This is a genomic window from Nonomuraea sp. NPDC050383 (genome assembly GCF_044459125.1).
GTDB lineage: Bacteria > Actinomycetota > Actinomycetes > Streptosporangiales > Streptosporangiaceae > Nonomuraea.
The window spans coordinates 63,223-79,739 of the sequence record NZ_JBITIP010000028.1 but is presented as its reverse complement, the minus strand read 5'-3'; the positions used below and the strand labels follow the sequence as shown (position 1 = coordinate 79,739).

13 protein-coding genes are annotated in these 16,517 nt (G+C 71.8%); 8 read left to right on the top strand and 5 right to left on the bottom strand.

The window, feature by feature from the left end; all coding sequences use genetic code 11:
- The first annotated feature begins 5 nt into the window (after positions 1-5).
- The 3 genes from ACIBG4_RS39995 to ACIBG4_RS39985 are packed head-to-tail and all read left to right on the top strand — an operon-like array spanning position 6 to position 6,114.
- Positions 6-809 carry a glycosyltransferase gene (locus ACIBG4_RS39995; protein ID WP_397207555.1) on the top strand — a complete coding sequence of 268 codons (804 nt, stop codon included), beginning with the start codon at positions 6-8 and terminating at the stop codon, positions 807-809.
- Positions 806-1,939, top strand: a complete 1,134-nt coding sequence (locus ACIBG4_RS39990) for a glycosyltransferase family 4 protein (RefSeq protein WP_397207553.1) — start codon at positions 806-808, stop codon at positions 1,937-1,939. Before ACIBG4_RS39995 ends, ACIBG4_RS39990 begins: the two co-directional genes overlap by 4 nt.
- Positions 1,933-6,114: an alpha-(1->3)-arabinofuranosyltransferase family protein gene (locus tag ACIBG4_RS39985; protein ID WP_397207551.1), complete on the top strand. Its 4,182-nt coding sequence runs from the start codon at positions 1,933-1,935 to the stop codon at positions 6,112-6,114. The genes ACIBG4_RS39990 and ACIBG4_RS39985 overlap by 7 nt, the downstream gene beginning before the upstream one ends.
- On the opposite strand, the gene ACIBG4_RS39980 is transcribed toward ACIBG4_RS39985, so the two are convergent.
- A complete protein-coding gene (locus ACIBG4_RS39980; protein ID WP_397207549.1) occupies positions 6,035-7,198 on the bottom strand; it encodes an acyltransferase family protein in 1,164 nt (387 codons plus the stop codon). The genes ACIBG4_RS39985 and ACIBG4_RS39980 overlap by 80 nt on opposite strands.
- Before the next feature lie 104 nt (positions 7,199-7,302).
- The gene (locus tag ACIBG4_RS39975) at positions 7,303-8,028 is read right to left on the bottom strand and encodes a class I SAM-dependent methyltransferase (protein ID WP_310715673.1); all 726 of its coding nucleotides are present in this window, start codon (positions 8,026-8,028) and stop codon (positions 7,303-7,305) included.
- Positions 8,029-8,185: 157 nt separating this feature from the next.
- Between ACIBG4_RS39975 and ACIBG4_RS39970 the strand changes: the two genes are divergently transcribed.
- Together ACIBG4_RS39970 and ACIBG4_RS39965 are read left to right on the top strand one after the other, a co-directional pair.
- Positions 8,186-9,106, top strand: a complete 921-nt coding sequence (locus ACIBG4_RS39970; protein WP_397207547.1) for a DUF3068 domain-containing protein — start codon at positions 8,186-8,188, stop codon at positions 9,104-9,106.
- 193 nt (positions 9,107-9,299) lie between these two features.
- Complete coding sequence (locus tag ACIBG4_RS39965; RefSeq protein WP_310715669.1) at positions 9,300-10,406, top strand: nitronate monooxygenase family protein; 1,107 nt, start codon at positions 9,300-9,302, stop codon at positions 10,404-10,406.
- Positions 10,407-10,427: 21 nt separating this feature from the next.
- Here ACIBG4_RS39965 and ACIBG4_RS39960 read toward each other — a convergent pair whose 3' ends face one another.
- Both ACIBG4_RS39960 and ACIBG4_RS39955 read right to left on the bottom strand, forming a co-directional pair.
- On the bottom strand, positions 10,428-10,580 hold the full coding sequence (locus ACIBG4_RS39960) for a hypothetical protein (RefSeq protein WP_310715668.1): 153 nt from the start codon (positions 10,578-10,580) through the stop codon (positions 10,428-10,430).
- Between the two features lie 43 nt (positions 10,581-10,623).
- Positions 10,624-11,433, bottom strand: coding sequence for a crotonase/enoyl-CoA hydratase family protein (locus ACIBG4_RS39955; RefSeq protein ID WP_397207545.1), 810 nt, complete (start codon positions 11,431-11,433; stop codon positions 10,624-10,626).
- 242 nt (positions 11,434-11,675) lie between these two features.
- Between ACIBG4_RS39955 and ACIBG4_RS39950 the strand changes: the two genes are divergently transcribed.
- Both ACIBG4_RS39950 and ACIBG4_RS39945 read left to right on the top strand, forming a co-directional pair.
- Positions 11,676-13,229, top strand: coding sequence for an acyl-CoA synthetase (locus ACIBG4_RS39950; RefSeq protein ID WP_397207543.1), 1,554 nt, complete (start codon positions 11,676-11,678; stop codon positions 13,227-13,229).
- Between the two features lie 44 nt (positions 13,230-13,273).
- Entirely contained in the window at positions 13,274-14,176 is a 903-nt protein-coding gene (locus ACIBG4_RS39945; RefSeq protein WP_397207541.1) for a Zn-ribbon domain-containing OB-fold protein, read from the top strand.
- Between the two features lie 38 nt (positions 14,177-14,214).
- Here the strand turns inward: ACIBG4_RS39945 and ACIBG4_RS39940 are convergent, their stop codons facing one another.
- Entirely contained in the window at positions 14,215-15,384 is a 1,170-nt protein-coding gene (locus ACIBG4_RS39940) for an RNA-guided endonuclease InsQ/TnpB family protein (RefSeq protein ID WP_397207539.1), read from the bottom strand.
- A gap of 113 nt (positions 15,385-15,497) precedes the next feature.
- Here ACIBG4_RS39940 and ACIBG4_RS39935 point away from each other — a divergent pair, with 113 nt between their 5' ends.
- Complete coding sequence (locus ACIBG4_RS39935) at positions 15,498-16,517, top strand: lipid-transfer protein (protein WP_397207537.1); 1,020 nt, start codon at positions 15,498-15,500, stop codon at positions 16,515-16,517.

Genomic DNA, 16,517 nt, shown 5'->3' with positions numbered 1-16,517 from the left:
CCGCCATGCCGCCCTCCCGTCAAGGGGACGAGCGGGCGAGCCGACCACCACTGCTCGAGATCGTCATTCCCGCCTACAACGAGGAAGGGCGACTCCCCGGGGGGCTCCTGCAGCTGTGCGCGAAGCTTGCCCGCATGCCGTTCCCGACCGCCGTCATCGTGGTCGACAACAACAGCACGGACTCCACCGCGGAGATCGTCAGCACCTGGCCGCGGGGGAAGGTCCCGGTCCGGCTGGCCCGGTGCGCGACCCCGGGCAAGGGGGCCGCCGTCCGCGCCGGCCTGCTCCAGACTCGCGCCCCGTTCGTGGGGTTCTGCGACGCGGACATGGCCACCGACCTGCGCGCCCTCGACGTCGCGTTCGGCCTGCTGCTCTCCGGTGAGCGGGTGGTCGTGGGCTCGCGCGCCCACGCCTTCTCCGACGTGGAGAACCGGCACAGCCGGGTCCGCGAGCTGGGCGCCGTCGGCTTCCGCTCGCTGGCCAGGGTGCTGGTGCGCGGGGTGAGCGACACCCAGTGCGGTTTCAAGTTCTTCGACGGCGCCCTCGTCCGCGAGGTCGCCCCGCGGCTGCGCACGCCCGGCTTCGCCTTCGACGTCGAGTTGCTCGCCCGGTGCGCGGAGAAGGGCGCGACCGTGCTGGAGATCCCCGTCCAGTGGCGCGACATGCCGGGCTCGCGGTTCTCACCGGCCCGGCACAGCGCCGGCATCCTGCTGGAGCTCGGCCGGATCTGGCTGACGCTCCACCTGGAGCCGCGCGCCTCCGCCGCGCCCGCCTGGGAGCCGCCGCTCGACCCCGTCGGGTATCCGTGAACATCGCCGTCGTCAACTGGCGGGATCCGTGGCACCCGGCCGCCGGTGGCGCCGAGACGTACGCGTGGGAGATGGCCCGCCGCCTCGCGGCGGCGGGCCACCGCGTTCACTTCGTGACCGCGCGCGCTCCCGGGCAGCCCGCCCGGGAGGAGATCGACGGGGTACGGCTGGTCCGCATGGGCGGTGCGTTCTCCGTCTATCCCCGGGTGCTGGCCTGGCTGCTGCCGCGCCGGTCGTGGTTCGACGTGGTGCTCGACTGCCAGAACGGCATCCCGTTCTTCACCCCGTGGGTGCTGCCCCGCCGCACCACCGTGCTGTGCGTGGTCCACCACGTCCACGACCGGCAGTTCGGCGTCCACCTGCCGCGCTGGCTCGCCGCGGTCGGGCGCCTCCTGGAGGGGCCGGTCTCCCGGTGGACCTACCGCCGGCGTCAGAGCGTGGCCGTGTCGCCGTCGACGGTGAACGCCATGCGCGAGCGGCTCGGCTGGACCGGGCCCATCCAGATCATCCCGAACGGCGTGAGCGTCAGCACGCCCGCGGACATCCGTAAGAGCGCCGCCCCCCGGCTCGTCTGCGTCGGCCGGCTTGTCGCGCACAAGCGCGTGGACCTGCTCCTCGACGCGGTGACCGAGCTGAGGGAGCGCTGGCCCGGCCTGACCGTGGACCTCGTCGGCCGGGGCCCCGAGGAGGCGCGCCTGCGCGCCCGGCTGCCGAAGGGCGTCACCATGCACGGATACCTGTCCGAAGCGGACAAGGAACGGCTCATCGCCTCAGCGTGGCTCCAGGTCAACGCCTCCCAGGGCGAGGGCTGGGGGCTGTGCGTGCTGGAGGCCGCCGCGCTCGGCGTCCCCACGGTCGCCTTCGACGTGGACGGGCTGCGCGACGCCGTACGGCACGGCGAGACCGGCTGGCTGCTGCCCGAGGGCACAAGTCTGGCCAAGGGCGTCGCCGCCGCGCTCGACGAGCTGGCCGGCGGCCGGAGCGACGGCTACGCGGCGCGGTGCCGCGCGTGGGCCGACCGGTTCTCCTGGCAGAGCAGCGCCGAGCGCATGGCCGCGCTCATGCGCGGCAGCCCCGCGGCCGTCCCCCTGTGGACCGCCCCTGCGCCCCTGGGGGAGGAGCGATGGTGAGCGACACGGCCCGGCACCGCCTGTGGCTGCTGCTCTGCTGCCTCGGCTTCGCGGTGCTGTCGTTCACCACCAGGCCCGGCAGCATCATCGGCGACACCAAGATCGACCTGGCGCTCAACCCGCTCGGCTGGCTGGAGCGCGCCGCCCACCTGTGGGACCTCCAGCACTTCGGCCAGCTCCAGAACCAGGCCGCCGGCTACCTCTTCCCGATGGGCCCCTTCTTCGCCCTGGGGAAGATCATGGGCGTCGAGCCGTGGGTGACGCAGCGGCTCTGGCTGACGCTGCTGCTCAGCGTGGCGTTCCTCGGCGTGGAGCGGCTGTCCCGGCAGCTCGGCATCGGCACGCCCGGCACCCGGATCGCCGGCGCCCTGGCCTACGCGCTCGCGCCCCGCGCGCTGTCCATCCTCGGCGAGATCTCGATCGAGTGGCTGCCCGCCGCGATGCTCCCGTGGATCCTCATCCCGCTGCTCACCGCGTCGGAGACCGGGCAGCGGGCCCGGGGCGCGATCAGGTCCGGGCTGGCCGTGGCGCTGTGCGGCGGCGTGAACGCCGTCGCCGTATTGGCCGTGCTCGTCGCCCCCGTCGTGTACATCCTGACCCGGCCCCGGCCGGTGCCGCGCTGGCGGCTGCTCGGCTGGTGGACCGGCGCGGTCACCGTGGCCACGCTGTTCTGGTGGGCGCCGCTGCTGCTCGTCGGCCGGTACGCGTTCTCGTTCCTGCCGTACACCGAGACGGCGTCCACGACGACGCAGGTCACGTCGCTGACGAACGTGCTGCGCGGCACCTCCGACTGGGTGCGCTTCCTGACCGTGAACGGTGTGGACCAGCAGCCGCCCGGCTACGCCATCGCCACCTCGGCCGCGATGGTCGTCGTCACCGGCGTGCTGGCCGCGCTCGGCCTTGCCGGCCTGGTACGGCGCGACCTGCCCGCCAGGGGGTTCGTGGTCACGCTGTTCCTGGTCGGGGTCACCGCGCTGGTCGCCGGGCACACGAGCGCGCTGGAGCCGATCGTCGCCGAGCCGGTGCGGTGGCTGCTCGACGGACCGCTCGCGCCGCTGCGCAACCTGCGCAAGTTCGACCCGCTGGTGCGGCTGCCGATCGCGTTCGGCCTGGCCCACCTGCTCGCCGTCAGCTACCAGCGCGCCCGCGCCGTCACCCCGTCCGCCCCGTCCACCGCACCGGCCGCACCCGCCGCCCCGTCGGCCGTGCCCGGTCCGGCGTCGGTCGCGCGCCCGCGGGCGAACGTCCGCCTGCCGGTGCGCGTGGTCGCCCTGGTCGCCCTGGCCGGGCTCGTGCTGCCCGTCTTCAACCAGGGGCTCGCCATGCCCGGCGCGTTCAAGGAGGTGCCGCTCTACTGGCGGCAGGCGGCGGCCTGGATCAACGAGAACGCGGGCGACGACGGCGTCCTGGTCGTCCCCGGCGCCAAGTTCGGCGAGTACCTGTGGGGCCGGCCGGTGGACGACCCCATGCAGCCGCTGTTCAAGGCCCGCTGGACCACCCGGCAGGTCACGGCCGCCGGCTCCGTCGGCCTGACCCGGCTGCTGGACGTCATCGACCAGCGCCTCACCTCCGGAGAGGGCTCGGCCGGGCTCACCGAGGTGCTGCGCCGGCTCGGCGTCCACTACCTGCTCGTCCGCAACGACCTGATGCGCGCCAACCTCCAGGGGGCCTGGCCGGCCCGCATCCAGGAGACGCTGCGCGAGTCGCCCGGCATCAGCCGCATCCGCTCGTTCGGCGGCGAGGTGGGCGACGGCTTCACCGACGACGCGGTCGACTCCGTCGACTGGCCCTCGCCGGCCCTGGAGCTGTACGAGGTGGCGGGCGGCTCCGAGCTGGTCGGCGTGGAGTCCGCGGGTGACGCGGTGCGCGTGCGCGGCGGCCCCGACTCGCTGCTCACGATGGGCGACCTCGGGCTGCTCGGCACCGGCCCGGTGCTGGTGAACGACGACGCGAGCACGTACGAGGTGCCGACCGTGGTCAGCGACGCGCTGCGGCTGCGCGAGCGGCAGTTCGGCGAGATCCGTACGAACTGGACACCTACGCTGACCGCCGACCGGCGCGCCGACTTCACCGGCGTACGGGCGCTCGACCTGCTGGAGGACGGCTGGCTGGAGGAGACCGCGACCGCCGAGTACGGCGGCATCTCGTCGATCACCGCCTCCTCCTCGGTGGCCGACGCCGACGCCATCTCCGGCCTGAGCACCCCCGGCCGCGGCCCGTGGGCCGCCATGGACGGCGACTACGAGACCGGCTGGGAGAGCGGCGGCTGGCACCGGCCGCAGGGCGAGTGGCTGCGCGTCGACCTGCCCCAGCCCCGCGAGATCCCGAGCCTCAAGGTGACCTTCACCAACAACGTGCTGCTCGGCCAGTCGATCAGGCGGGTGGCCGTGGAGACCGAGGGCGGCCGGCTCGTCCAGGACGTGCGGCAGACCAACGAGCCGCAGACGCTGCGCGCCCCGCCCGGGACGACGACGTGGCTGCGGATCAGGATCCTCGCGACGTACGACAGCGACTGGAGCTTCGTGCAGCGGGTCGGCATCACCGAGATGACGATCCCCGGCGTGCTGCCGGGCCGCACGATCAGGCTGCCCGGCGAGAGCGGCGACGCGTACGTGATGGACCGCGGGCTCGACGCGCGCCCGGAGTGCATGCGCAACCGCGACCGGTGGGTCTGCAACCCGCTGCTCGCCCGGCCGGGGGAGGAGGGCGCCGGGTTCGACCGCACCTTCTCCGCCGAGCGCAAGCACTCCGCCACCGTCCAGGGCACCGCCGTCCTGCGCGACTCCGGGCTCGCCGACCGCTACAGCCGCCTCAGCGGCGACCTCACCCGCGTCCAGGGCACCTCGCAGGTCAGCAAGGACCCCGTGGTCGCGCCGAGGTCCGCGTTCGACGCCGACGCCGCGACCACGTGGGTGCCCTCGCCCAACGACGCCGAGCCCACGCTCACGCTGCGCTGGAACGGGAAGCGCACGATCTCCCGCCTCCAGGTCGCCCGGCCCGGCGGCGACAAACAGCCGCTCGACATGGTCGTCGTCGGCGACAAGGGCGTGGTCCGCAGCGGGCGCGTGGACGCGGGCGGCGTCCTGAAGATCAAGCCGCTCACCACGACCCAGCTCAAGCTGCGCTTCTTCCCCGTGTCGCGGCGTCTCCAGGTGACCGAGCTGATCATCCCCGGCGTCGCCCCGGCCAGCCGGCCCGAGGGCATCCCGTTCCGGCTGCCCTGCGGCCAGGGCCCCGAGCTGCGGGTCAACGGCAAGGTCATCCAGACCCGCGTCACCGGCACCTACGCCGACCTGCTCGAACAGCGGCCCCTCCGTTTCACCGGCTGCGCCAGGGCGACGCTGTCGGCGGGCGACAACCGGGTGCGGGCCGCCGGCTGGGACCCGTTCGCGGTCGACGACCTGGTGATCGGCTCGCTGCCCGAGCAGCCGCTCCCGGTCGAGGGCGCCGCGGCCCCCGGCACCTGGACGCAGTCGGAGCGCGAGGTGCGCGTGACGGCGCCCAAGGACTCGTTCCTGGTCGTCAACGAGAACTACAACGCCGGCTGGCGGGCGAGCCTCGACGGCCAGACGCTGCGGCCGGTCCGCATCGACGGCTGGAAGCAGGCGTGGGAGCTGCCCGCCGGCACCTCGGGGACCGTGCGCCTGGAGTACGGGCCCGACCGGGCGTACTGGCTGGCGCTCGCGCTCGGCCTGGGCGGCATCGCCGTGCTCGCGCTGCTCGCCCTGGTGATGCGCGGCCCGCGCCCCGAGCACGTGCTGGAGACCGCCGCCGCCGCTCGCTCGCGGCTGTCCGGCTGGCGCATGCCGTACGCCGTCGCCGCGGGGCTGGCGTTCGGCGCCTGGGTGGCGGGCTGGGCCGGCATGCTCGTGGTCCTCGCCGCGGTCGTCGCGGTCCTCTGGGCCCCGGCACGGCGGGCGCTGCCGAGGTGGACGGCCCCGCACTGGGCGGCGGCGCTGCTGTTCTCCCTGGCGACGGCGTCGCTGGCCGCGGCGATGGCGCTGCGCGACTACGGCGCCGACGTGGACCTGCTCGCCGACCACGTGCCGCAGCTCGTGGCCTGCGCGGCCATGGGCGTGCTGTTCGGCCGGCTCGTCAGCGAACCGGCTCCGCCCGACGCTCCGCCGGAGCTTCCGGCGGAGGAGCCGATGCTGACCGGCGCCCGGTCAGCTTGAGCGCCCGCTCCTCGATGAGGTGGTAGCTGGCCACGCTCACGAGGAGTGAGCCGACGAACGTCAGGATGCCCACCTTGACGAAGTCGCCGCTGAACGGCTGGGTGTCGGTCACCTTGTAGTACAGGGTGATGACCGGCGCGTGCCAGAGGAAGAAGCTGTAGGAGATCCGGCCCAGGTACGCGGTGACCGGGTTGCCGAGCACGCGGTGCCTGAGCGAGTCGCGCCGGGCCGCCAGCGCGAACGGCGCGACGACCAGCACGGCCACCGCGGTCTCCAGGGTCATCCGCCAGAGCGACTGCGACAGGCTCGGCAGGTCGAGCGTGCGCGGGCCGGCCACCTCGGTGCTCAGCACCACGTACAGCAGCAGCGCGAGGACGAGGAGCTGCGGCGCGAGCGCGTCCACGACCCGGCTCTCCCTGATCCACACCGAGAGCACGGCCATGGCCATGCCGGCGGCGAAGTAGATGAGGTGGTGCGGCAGCCACAGGGCGAGCTGCGGCTGGTCGAAGACGTGGGCCGCCACCGCGCTGCCGAAGGACACCAGCGGGAGCACGGCGATGCCGCCGAGCAGCCGCACGGGCCGGTTGCCGTGCCGGGCCCAGCGGTGCAGCAGCCAGGCCAGGACCGGCAGCACCAGGTAGAAGGCCATCTCGATCGGCATCGTCCACATCTGGTACAGGCCGTCGGGGGCGCGGGTCTGCTCCGTGTAGTTCTGCAGCAGGAGCAGCCACTTCGCCCAGCCGCCGAGGTCCAGGGAGCTCCAGGCGAGCAGGGCGAGGGTCGTCACCACCCAGTACGCGGGCATGACGCGTAACACGCGCCGCCACAGGTAGCCGCCGGCGCCGGGGGCGGGCGTGTCCTCCAGCACGGCGCGGGCCCACGGCCGGTACAGGAGCAGGCCGGACAGCAGGAAGAAGATCGGGACCGCGATGCCCAGCCGGGTCGTCATCCAGGCGAACATGCCGTCGCGGTACATGACGCCGGTGTTGCCGGCCACGTGCAGCACCCACACGCCGAGGGCCGCCAGCGCGCGGATGCCGTCGAGGGCGGTGTCGCGACGGGCGGGGGCGTCGAGCGGCGCCACACGCAGCTCTCCGGGCGGCCCCGGAGGCCGTCCCTCCGCGCCCGCCGGGGCGGCGGTCTCCGCGGCGGCAGGGGCCTCTCCGGCGCTCGGGGCGGCGGGTGTCGTTACGGGCGCTTTCTCAGGACCAGGACCAGATTCCACGTGGCGAACTCCCTGACGATCGGGACCTTGAGCATCGGGCGGTACCACCAGGGCAGGTAGCGGGGGAACGCGTCGACGAGCTCGACCCGCCGGTCGCCGCGGGCCCAGCGCAGGCCGTGGGCGACGGAGACGGGGTAGAGGCTCCGGCCAAAGTGGTTTTTGGGCGGCTTGCCGTACTTTTCCTGATATTTCTGGGCGGCGCGGTGGCCGCCCAGGTAGTGCCAGGGCGAGGTCTCGTGACCGCCCCACGGGGAGAGCCAGTTGGTGTAGGCGAGGAAGACCAGCCCGCCGGGCCGGGTCACCCTGACCATCTCGGAGGCCATCCGCCACGGCTCCGGCACGTGCTCCAGCACGTTGGAGGAGAAGCAGACGTCCACCGAGGAGGTGCGCAGCGGCAGGTCGAGCGCGCTGCCGAGGACGCCGCCGCTGGGCGCGCCCTGGCCGGCCAGCTCGCCGGCGTCCACGTCCACGCAGACGCAGCGGGCGCCGTGGCCGCGGAACTCCGAGGCGAAGAAGCCCGGACCGCCGCCCACGTCCAGCACCAGCCGGTCGCGCAGGTCCACGTACCGGAGCAGGAGCCCGGCCGTGTCGGCCGCGAGCGTGGTGTAGTAGCCCTGCTGGTCGCCCTGCTCGGTGCGGAACGCCCGGAAGAGCCGGATGGACCGCGCCAAGTCAGCGCGCATGGGCATATTTGCCGCTTTCATAGGGAGAACCACGATAGAACCTGTTTCTATCAATTTGATTGCGGCTCCGTACCGGCCAGTGACGTATGTCACTCACTGTCATACTTTGATGCCGGATGTTTCGGCAAGACGACAACAGGTTCTAGGATCGCGGAGGCCTTTGATGGGTCGCATCTCCACGCTCGTCCTCATCGGGGTCGGTGCCTTCTTCATCGCCCTCGCGCCCCTCATGAAGTTCTGGGCGGCGGGTAAGATCATTTCCGCCCCGGCGAACCAGTGGGGCGTCACGCGGCTGGAGGCCAAGGGCGCCCAGTACTTCTCCACCCAGGACCTCAAGGTGCTCACGGCCGACCTCGACGTCATCGTCACCACGCGCGGCGACGTGAAGGAGGCCGACTCCGACCGGGTCGTCTGGGACGAGGCCACCGTCGTCAACGACGTCACCAACCACCGGCCGCAGATCGTCATCAGCGACCGGCGCAGCGCCTTCGACAAGTACACCGGCGTGGGCATGAACTGCTGCGGCGTCAACATCAGCAAGACCCCGGTGACGCTTGAGGGCCAGATCTACAAGTTCCCGTTCGACACGGAGAAGAAGACCTACCGGGCCTTCAACTCCACCGCGGGCAAGGCGTTCGACGCCCAGTTCGTCCGCGAGGACACCGTCGACGGCCTGCCCGTCTACGTCTTCGAGCAGACCGTCCCGCCGACCAAGACCGAGACCCGCAGCGCCCCCGCCAACGTGCTCGGCATGACCGGGACCGCGATGGTGCAGGTGGACCGCTGGTACGACGGCAAGGTGACGTACTACGTCGAGCCCACCACGGGCAGCCCGGTCCGGCAGGACCAGCAGCGGCACGAGGTGCTCAAGACCCAGGACGGCATCGAGCGATCGCCCGCCTTCGTGGCGGACGTCAAGATGACCGACCGCACGGTGAGCGACCTGGTCGCGCAGGCCAAGGACGGCAAGTCGAAGATGAACCTGCTGCGGAACATCATCCCGCTGGTGCTGCTCATCGTGGGCGTCGCGCTGGTGGGAGCCGGCGTCCTGCTCGGCCGCCGCACTCCCGAGGCCGGCGCCTGACCCGCCTCCCGGAAAAGGCCCGTGCCGCCGGCGCGGGCCTTTTGTCATCCGGCCGCCGAAGCGGCCGTCCCCGGTGGCCGTCACGACGCGTTACTAGAACGCGTTCTCATAAGATGTTACTGGCGGGTACCGACAAAAGGTTCTAGAGTAGAACGCGTTGCAGTTAACCGTTATGCGGTCGTATTGTCGGGCCATGCGGACACGTGTAACGGACATGTTCGGAATCGAGCTGCCGATCTTCGCGTTCAGCCACTGCCGGGACGTCGTCGCCGCGGTCAGCCGCGCCGGCGGGATGGGCGTCCTCGGCGCCCTCTACTTCACTCCCGAAGAGCTCGAGATGGAGCTCAAGTGGATCGACGACCACGTCGACGGCAAGCCGTACGGGGTGGACGTCGTCATGCCGGCCTCCTACGAGGGGGCCGACTTCCCGGCCGAGGAGCTGGTCGGCCGGCTCCAGTCGATGATCCCCGAAGGCCACCGGTCGTTCGTGGAGAACCTGCTGTCCTCCCACGGGGTGCCGGCGCTGTCGGCCGACGCCGAGGCCGGCAAGGTGCTGCTCGGCTGGACCGACGCCACCGCCCGGCCGCAGGTCGAGGTCGCGCTGCGGCACCCGATCGCCCTGCTGGCCAACGCCCTCGGCCCACCCCCGGCCGACGTGGTCGAGCTCGCCCACTCCCACGGCGTCAAGGTCGCCGCGCTCGCCTCCACCCCGCGCCACGCGCTCAAGCAGGTCGAGGTGGGCGTGGACGTGGTGGTCGCGCAGGGCACCGAGGCCGGCGGTCACACGGGCGAGATCTCCACCATGGTGCTGATCCCGCAGGTCGTGGACGCGGTGGACGTGCCGGTGCTGGCCGCGGGCGGGATCGGCAACGGCCGTCAGATGGCCGCGGGCATGGCGCTGGGCGCCGAGGGCGTCTGGACCGGCTCGCTGTGGCTGACCGTGGAGGAGGCCGACACGCCCGAGATGGCCAAGCAGCGCATCCTCCAGGCGACCTCACGCGACACGGTCCGCTCGCGGAGCTGGACGGGCAAGCCGGCCCGGCTGCTGCGGAACGAGTGGACCGACGCCTGGGAGTCGCAGGAGTCGCCGGGGACGCTGCCGATGCCGCTGCAGTTCATGCTGGTCTCGGACGCGCTGCGCCGGATCGGCCGCTCCGACGCCTCGGAGCTGGCCACCTTCCCGGCGGGCCAGGTCATCGGCCTGACCAACCAGGTGCGCTCCACCCGGGACGTCATGTACTCCCTGATGGAGGAGTACAGCGAGGCCCTGGAACGGCTGGACCGCATCACCGGGGACTGATGGCTGACACCGGCACGGTGGTCAGGCGTCGTGACCCTCGCGAGGACCGCCTTCCACGCGATCCTCGTCGCCGAAGAACTCATCCGCCTCATGTCGCATCGTGTGGTGATCGACGCGTGCCGGCCCGCGATGCTTGGCGATGAGTTCCTCGGCGCTGAGGGCGGTGTGCTTCATGGAGCCCATTGTTGCCCGGCGCAGCACGTGGGGCTACGCGGTCTCACCGGCCCTCGTAGGTGGCCGGGCGCTTCTCCTTGAAGGCTCGGGTGCCCTCGCGGGCGTCGGCGGAGCCGATCACCGGCCAGCCCAGGTCGTCCGACACCTTCAGCGCCTCGGCCTCCGGCATGCCGAGCGTGTCGCGGTAGGTGCGCAGGATGGCCTGGACAGCGAGCGGGCCGGAGGCGGCGATGTCGGCCGCCACCTCCAGGGCCGTCTCCAGCGCCCGCCCGTCCGGGACCACCCGGTTGACCAGGCCCATCGACAGCGCCTCGGCGGCCGTGACCGCCCGTCCCGTGAGCAGCAGGTCCATGGCGTGGCAGTACGGGATCTGCCGCGGCAGCCGTACCGCGCTGCCGCCCATGGGGAACAGCGCCCGCTTGGCCTCGAACAGCCCCAGCGTGGCCGACTCGGCGACGATCCGCAGGTCCGTGCCCACCAGCAGCTCGGTCCCGCCGGCCACCGCGTACCCCTCCACGGCGCAGACGATCGGCTTGGTGGGCAGCTCCTCGCGCAGCAGGCCCTTCCAGTGGAAGTTGGGGATGCGCGCGGCCCGCGCCTGCACGTCGGGGTCCGTGGACGGCGTGCCCATCGCCTTGAGGTCCGCGCCCGCGCAGAACGTGCCCTCGGCGCCGGTCAGGACCGCGACGCGGACCCCCGTCTCCTCCGACACGTACGCCCACGCGGAGGCGAGGCCGACCAGCATGTCCGAGGAGAGCGCGTTGCGGGCCTCGGGGCGGTTCATGGTGACGACCACGACGTGGCCGTCGCGTTCGACACGGCAGTGCGGGGTGCTGATCGGCAGGAGCTCCACGGACGCCTCCAGAATGCTTGTATCAAGCGCTTGGTAGGCAGTGATCCTACCCCGGCGCGGCCCGTCCGACGACGACCTCCGCCCGCCGGCGTCGTCCTACGATCAAGCGCTTGCTCTGCTCTCTCCGGCCGGGTTACGCTGCCCTGGCAAACGAGAACAAGTTCTCGTTTCCGCCTGGCAGGCCGGAGTCCTGTGGCGATCCTCCGGGCACCCGGCGCCTCGACCACTGACGAGGAGTACCCATGGGCACGCTCGGATTCTGGAGGCTGGCGCAGGCGGATCCCGGCTGGATCGCCGCCGTCGACCCCGACGGCACGGAGCACCGCGCGGGCGACCTGCTCGCCCGCTCCAACCGCCTCGTCCACGGCCTGCGCGAGCTGGGCCTGCGGCCGGGCGACGGCATCTGCGGCCTGGTGCCCAACGGCGCCGACGGGCTGGTCCTCTACCTGGCCGCGCTGCAGGCCGGCTGGTACTACACGCCCGTCAACTGGCACCTGACCGGTCCCGAGATCGCCTACATCGTGGCCGACAGCGAGGCCAAGGCGTTCTTCGTGCACACCCGTTACGCCGCCGAGGGCGTCCGGGGCGCCGAGGCCATCGCGCCCGAGCGCCGCTTCGCCCTGCCCGAGGGGGAGGCCGTCCCCGGCTTCCGGCCGCTGACGGACCTGATCGCGGGGCAGCCGGACACCCTGCCCGCCGGCCGCACGGCCGGGCTCACCATGCACTACACCTCGGGCACCACCGGCAAGCCGAAGGGCGTGCGGCGGCCGCTCAACGGGCTCGACCCCGACGACGCCGCCGAGATGATGACGTTCCTGCTCGGCCTGTTCGGCATCACGGCGGGCCGGCCGAACGCGCACCTGGTCACCTCACCGAACTACCACACGGCCGTCACCCAGTTCGGCGGCACGGCCCTGCACATGGGCCACACCCTCGTCTACATGGACAAGTGGGACGCCGAGGAGACGCTGCGGCTCTGCGAGCGCCACCGGATCACCAACTCCCACATGGTCCCGACCCACTTCAAGCGGCTGCTCGCGCTGCCCGAGGAGACCCGGCTCCGCTACGACCTGTCCTCCCTGAAGTGGATGATCCACGCAGCCGCCCCCTGCCCGGTCCCGGTCAAGCAGGCCATGTTCGCGTGGTGGGGCGACTGCGTCTACGAGTACTACGCGGCCACCGAGGGCGGCGGCACCCTGGCCACACCCGAGGGCTGGAAGTCCCACCCGGGCACCGTCGGCAAGGCGTGGCCGATCAGCGAGCTGCTCATCGTCGACGACGACGGGCAGCCCCTGCCGACCGGCACCCCCGGCACGATCTACATGAAGATGCTCGGCGCCCGCTTCGAGTACAAGGGCGACCCGGCCAAGACCGAGGAGAGCCGGCTCCAGGACTACTTCACCGTCGGCGACATCGGCTACCTCGACGACGACGGCTACCTCTACCTGTGCGACCGCAAGTCCGACCTGATCATCTCCGGCGGGGCCAACATCTACCCGGCCGAGATCGAGAACGAGCTGATGATCCACCCCAAGGTGGCCGACGTGGCCGTCTTCGGCATCCCGGACGAGGAGTGGGGCGAGCAGATCAAGGCCGTCATCGAGCCCGCGCCCGGAGCCGCGCCCGGGCCGGAACTGGCCGCCGAGATCCTCGACTCGCTGGAGGGGCGGCTGGCCCGGATGAAGTGGCCCCGGTCGATCGACTTCATCGAGGAGATGCCCCGCGAGCCCAACGGCAAGCTGCTGAAGCGCAAGCTCCGCGCGCCGTACTGGGAGGGGCGCGACCGCGCCATCTGAGGGCGCCATCCGAGCATGATCCGACAACACAGAGCGGAGGGCGTGTGGAGACGAGCGAGCCGCTGGTCGCCCGGCATGTGCTGGAGTTCCCCGGCGGGTACACGCGGACCACGGGGCCGGTGATCGGGCGCTTCCTCACGGAGCTGCGCGCCGGCCGGATCGTCGGGGTCAGGACCGCCGAGGGCCGGGTGCTGGTGCCGCCCCTGGAGTACGACCCGGCGACCGGCGACGCCGTCGCGGACGAGTACGTCGAGGTGGGCCCGGCCGGCACGGTGACGGCCGCGGCCTGGGTCCAGCAGCCCCGGCCCGAGCACCCGCTCGACCGGCCGTTCGCCTGGGCGCTGATCAGGCTGGACGGCGCCGACACCGCGCTCGTCCACGCCGTGGACGCCGGCAGCCCCAAGGCGCTGACCCCCGGCACCCGCGTGTGGCCGGTCTGGCGGCCGGAGCGCACCGGCCACATCACCGACATCTCCCACTTCGCACCGGAGGTGTCCCGGATCGTCTCACCGGTCCGCCCCGAGTACCGCATCCAGGCCGGCGGCGCGCTGCGGGTCTTCCTCGAAGGCGTCCGGCGCGGCGTCTTCCTCGGCGGCCGGTGCGCCACCTGCGAGAAGGTGTACGTACCGTTCCGCGCCTCCTGCCCCGAGTGCGGCAGCCGCATCGAGGAGCGGGTCGAGCTGCCCGACACCGGCACCATCACCACGTTCGCCATCAACAACCTGCCCGACCCGCGGGCCCCCGAGGTGCCGTTCGTCTCGGCGTACATCCTGCTCGACGGCGCGGACATCCCCATGATCGCGCTCGTCGGCGGCGTGCCCGCGCACGAGGTGCGCCAGGGCATGCGGGTCCGCGCCGAATGGGTCCCGGAGAGCGAGCGGACGCTGTCCATGGCGAACGTCCGGTGGTTCACCCCCACCGGCGAGGAAGACGCGGAGCTGACTTGACGGCTCCCTCCCTGAAGTAAAGGGAGGGAATTCCTGATTCACCGCCGACTGCCTGCCGAGGAGGACTCCTCTTGAGGTCTCACATCAGCTCCACAGGCGTTTTCCTTGTCCGCCAGCCCGGCGGCCAAGATGTTCCTCGCCGCGTTGGCGTCCCGGTCGTGGACTGCGCCGCAGACGCACCGCCAAGTCCGGACGTTCAGCGGCATCATGTCGTGCAGGGTTCCACATGCCGAACACAGCTTGGACGATGGGAACCAGCGGTCCACCACGATCACCTCGCGGCCGTACCACTGCGCCTTGTACTCCACCATGATCCGCAGGTCCCGCCAGGCTGCGTCGGAGATGGCGCGAGCCAGTTTGCCGTTCTTGACCATGTTGCGGATGGCCAGGTCTTCCACGACGATCACTTGGTTCTCGCGAATGAGCCGTGTGGACAGTTTGTGCAGGAAATCTCGGCGTCGGTCAGCGATCCGGGCATATATACGGGCAACCCGCAGCCGGGCCGCGGCGCGGTTGTTCGAGCCCATGGCTTTGCGGGAGAGCGCCCGCTGTGCCTTGGCCAGCCTCCGGCGGTCGGCCCGCGCATGTTGGGGATTGGCGATCTTTTCGCCGGTCGAGAGAGTGACCAGCGTCGTGATGCCCGCGTCCACACCGATCGTCTGCTCGACCGGCACGAGCGGCGTGATGTTCTCGTCAACCAGGATGGACACGAACCAGCGTCCAGCCGCGTCCTTCGACACGGTAACCGTGGACGGCTCGGCGCCGTTCGGCAGCGGACGGGACCACACGATGTTCAGTGGCGCGTCCATTTTCGCCAGCGTCAACTGCCCCTGGCGCCAGCGGAAAGCGCTGCGGGTGTACTCGGCCGAGAGGCGCGACTTCTTGCGGGACTTGAATGTTGGATACTTGGCTCGTTCGGCGAAGAAGTTCGTGAACGCCGATTGCAAGTGGCGCAGCGCCTGCTGCAAGGGGACGCTGGACACGTCCGACAGGAATGCGTAGTCACCACTACCTTTCCACGCTGTCAGCGCAGCCGAGGACTCGACGTAGGAGATGCGGCGGCCTTCCAGCCTGTAGGCGCGAGTGCGTTCTTCCAGGGCCTTGTTGTAGACGAGGCGGACGCAGCCGAACGTCCGGGCAAGCTCTTCCATCTGCTCCGGGGTCGGGTGGAAGCGGTACTTGTAGGCCCGCTTCACGGTTTGCGTCACCCCTCATATTCTGCCGCGCCATCAGCTGGATGTCGTGCAAACGTTCGATCCCGTGGCGCGGCTCTGCTTTTCCATCCACGCCTGAAGGGCGTGTCCACGCTGAGGGAGTTTCGATGAGAGACGTGGCCATCGTCGCCTTCGCCCAGACCCGGCACACCGACCACGACACCGGCGTGTCGGAGCCCGAGCTGATCCTGCCGGTGATCGAGGAGGTGAAGGGGCGGACCGGGCTCAGGAGGTTCGGCTTCACCTGCTCCGGGAGCTGCGACTACCTCGCGGGCGCGCCGTTCTCGTTCGTCTCCGCGCTCGACGCGCTCGGCGCCTGGCCGCCCATCTCCGAGAGCCACGTCGAGATGGACGGCGCCTGGGCGCTGTACGAGGCGTGGGTGCGGCTCCAGCACGGCGACGTCGACACCGCGCTGGTGTACGGCTTCGGCAAGTCCTCGCTCGGCGACCTGCGCTCGATCATGACGCTCCAGCTCGACCCGTACTACCTGGCGCCGCTCGGCCTCGACCAGGTGTCCTTCGCCGCGCTCCAGGCCGCCGCCGTCGATGCGGACCGAGCCGAGCTGGACGCGATCGTGCGGCGCAGCCGCGCCGCCGGCCGGGACAACCCGTACGCGCTGGACCTGCCGGAGGAGATCCCCGGCGAGACGGCCGTCGAGCCGCTGCGGACCTGCGACATCGCGCCCGTCACGGACGGCGCGGCGGCGGTGGTGCTCGCGGCCGGCGACGCCGTCGCGGACCTGTGCTCCCGTCCCGCCTACATCAGGGGCATCGCGCATCGCATCGAGCCGCACTACCTGGGTATGCGCGACCTCACCCGGTCGGCCTCCGCGGCCGACGCCGCACGGGCCGCGGGGGTCGGCAAGGGCCCCGTCGAGGTGGCCGAGCTGCACACCCAGTTCGCCCACGAGGAGATCGTCCTGCGCCGGGCCCTGGAGCTGCCCGCCGGCACGGTGGTCAACCCGTCCGGCGGCCCGCTGGCCGCCAACCCCGTCATGGCCGCCGGCCTCATCAGGATCGGCGAGGCGGCCGGGCGCATCCACGACGGCACCGCGTCGCGCACGGTCGGCCACGCCGCCGGCGGCCCCTGCCTGCAGCACAACCTCGTCACGGTCCTGGAGGCATGA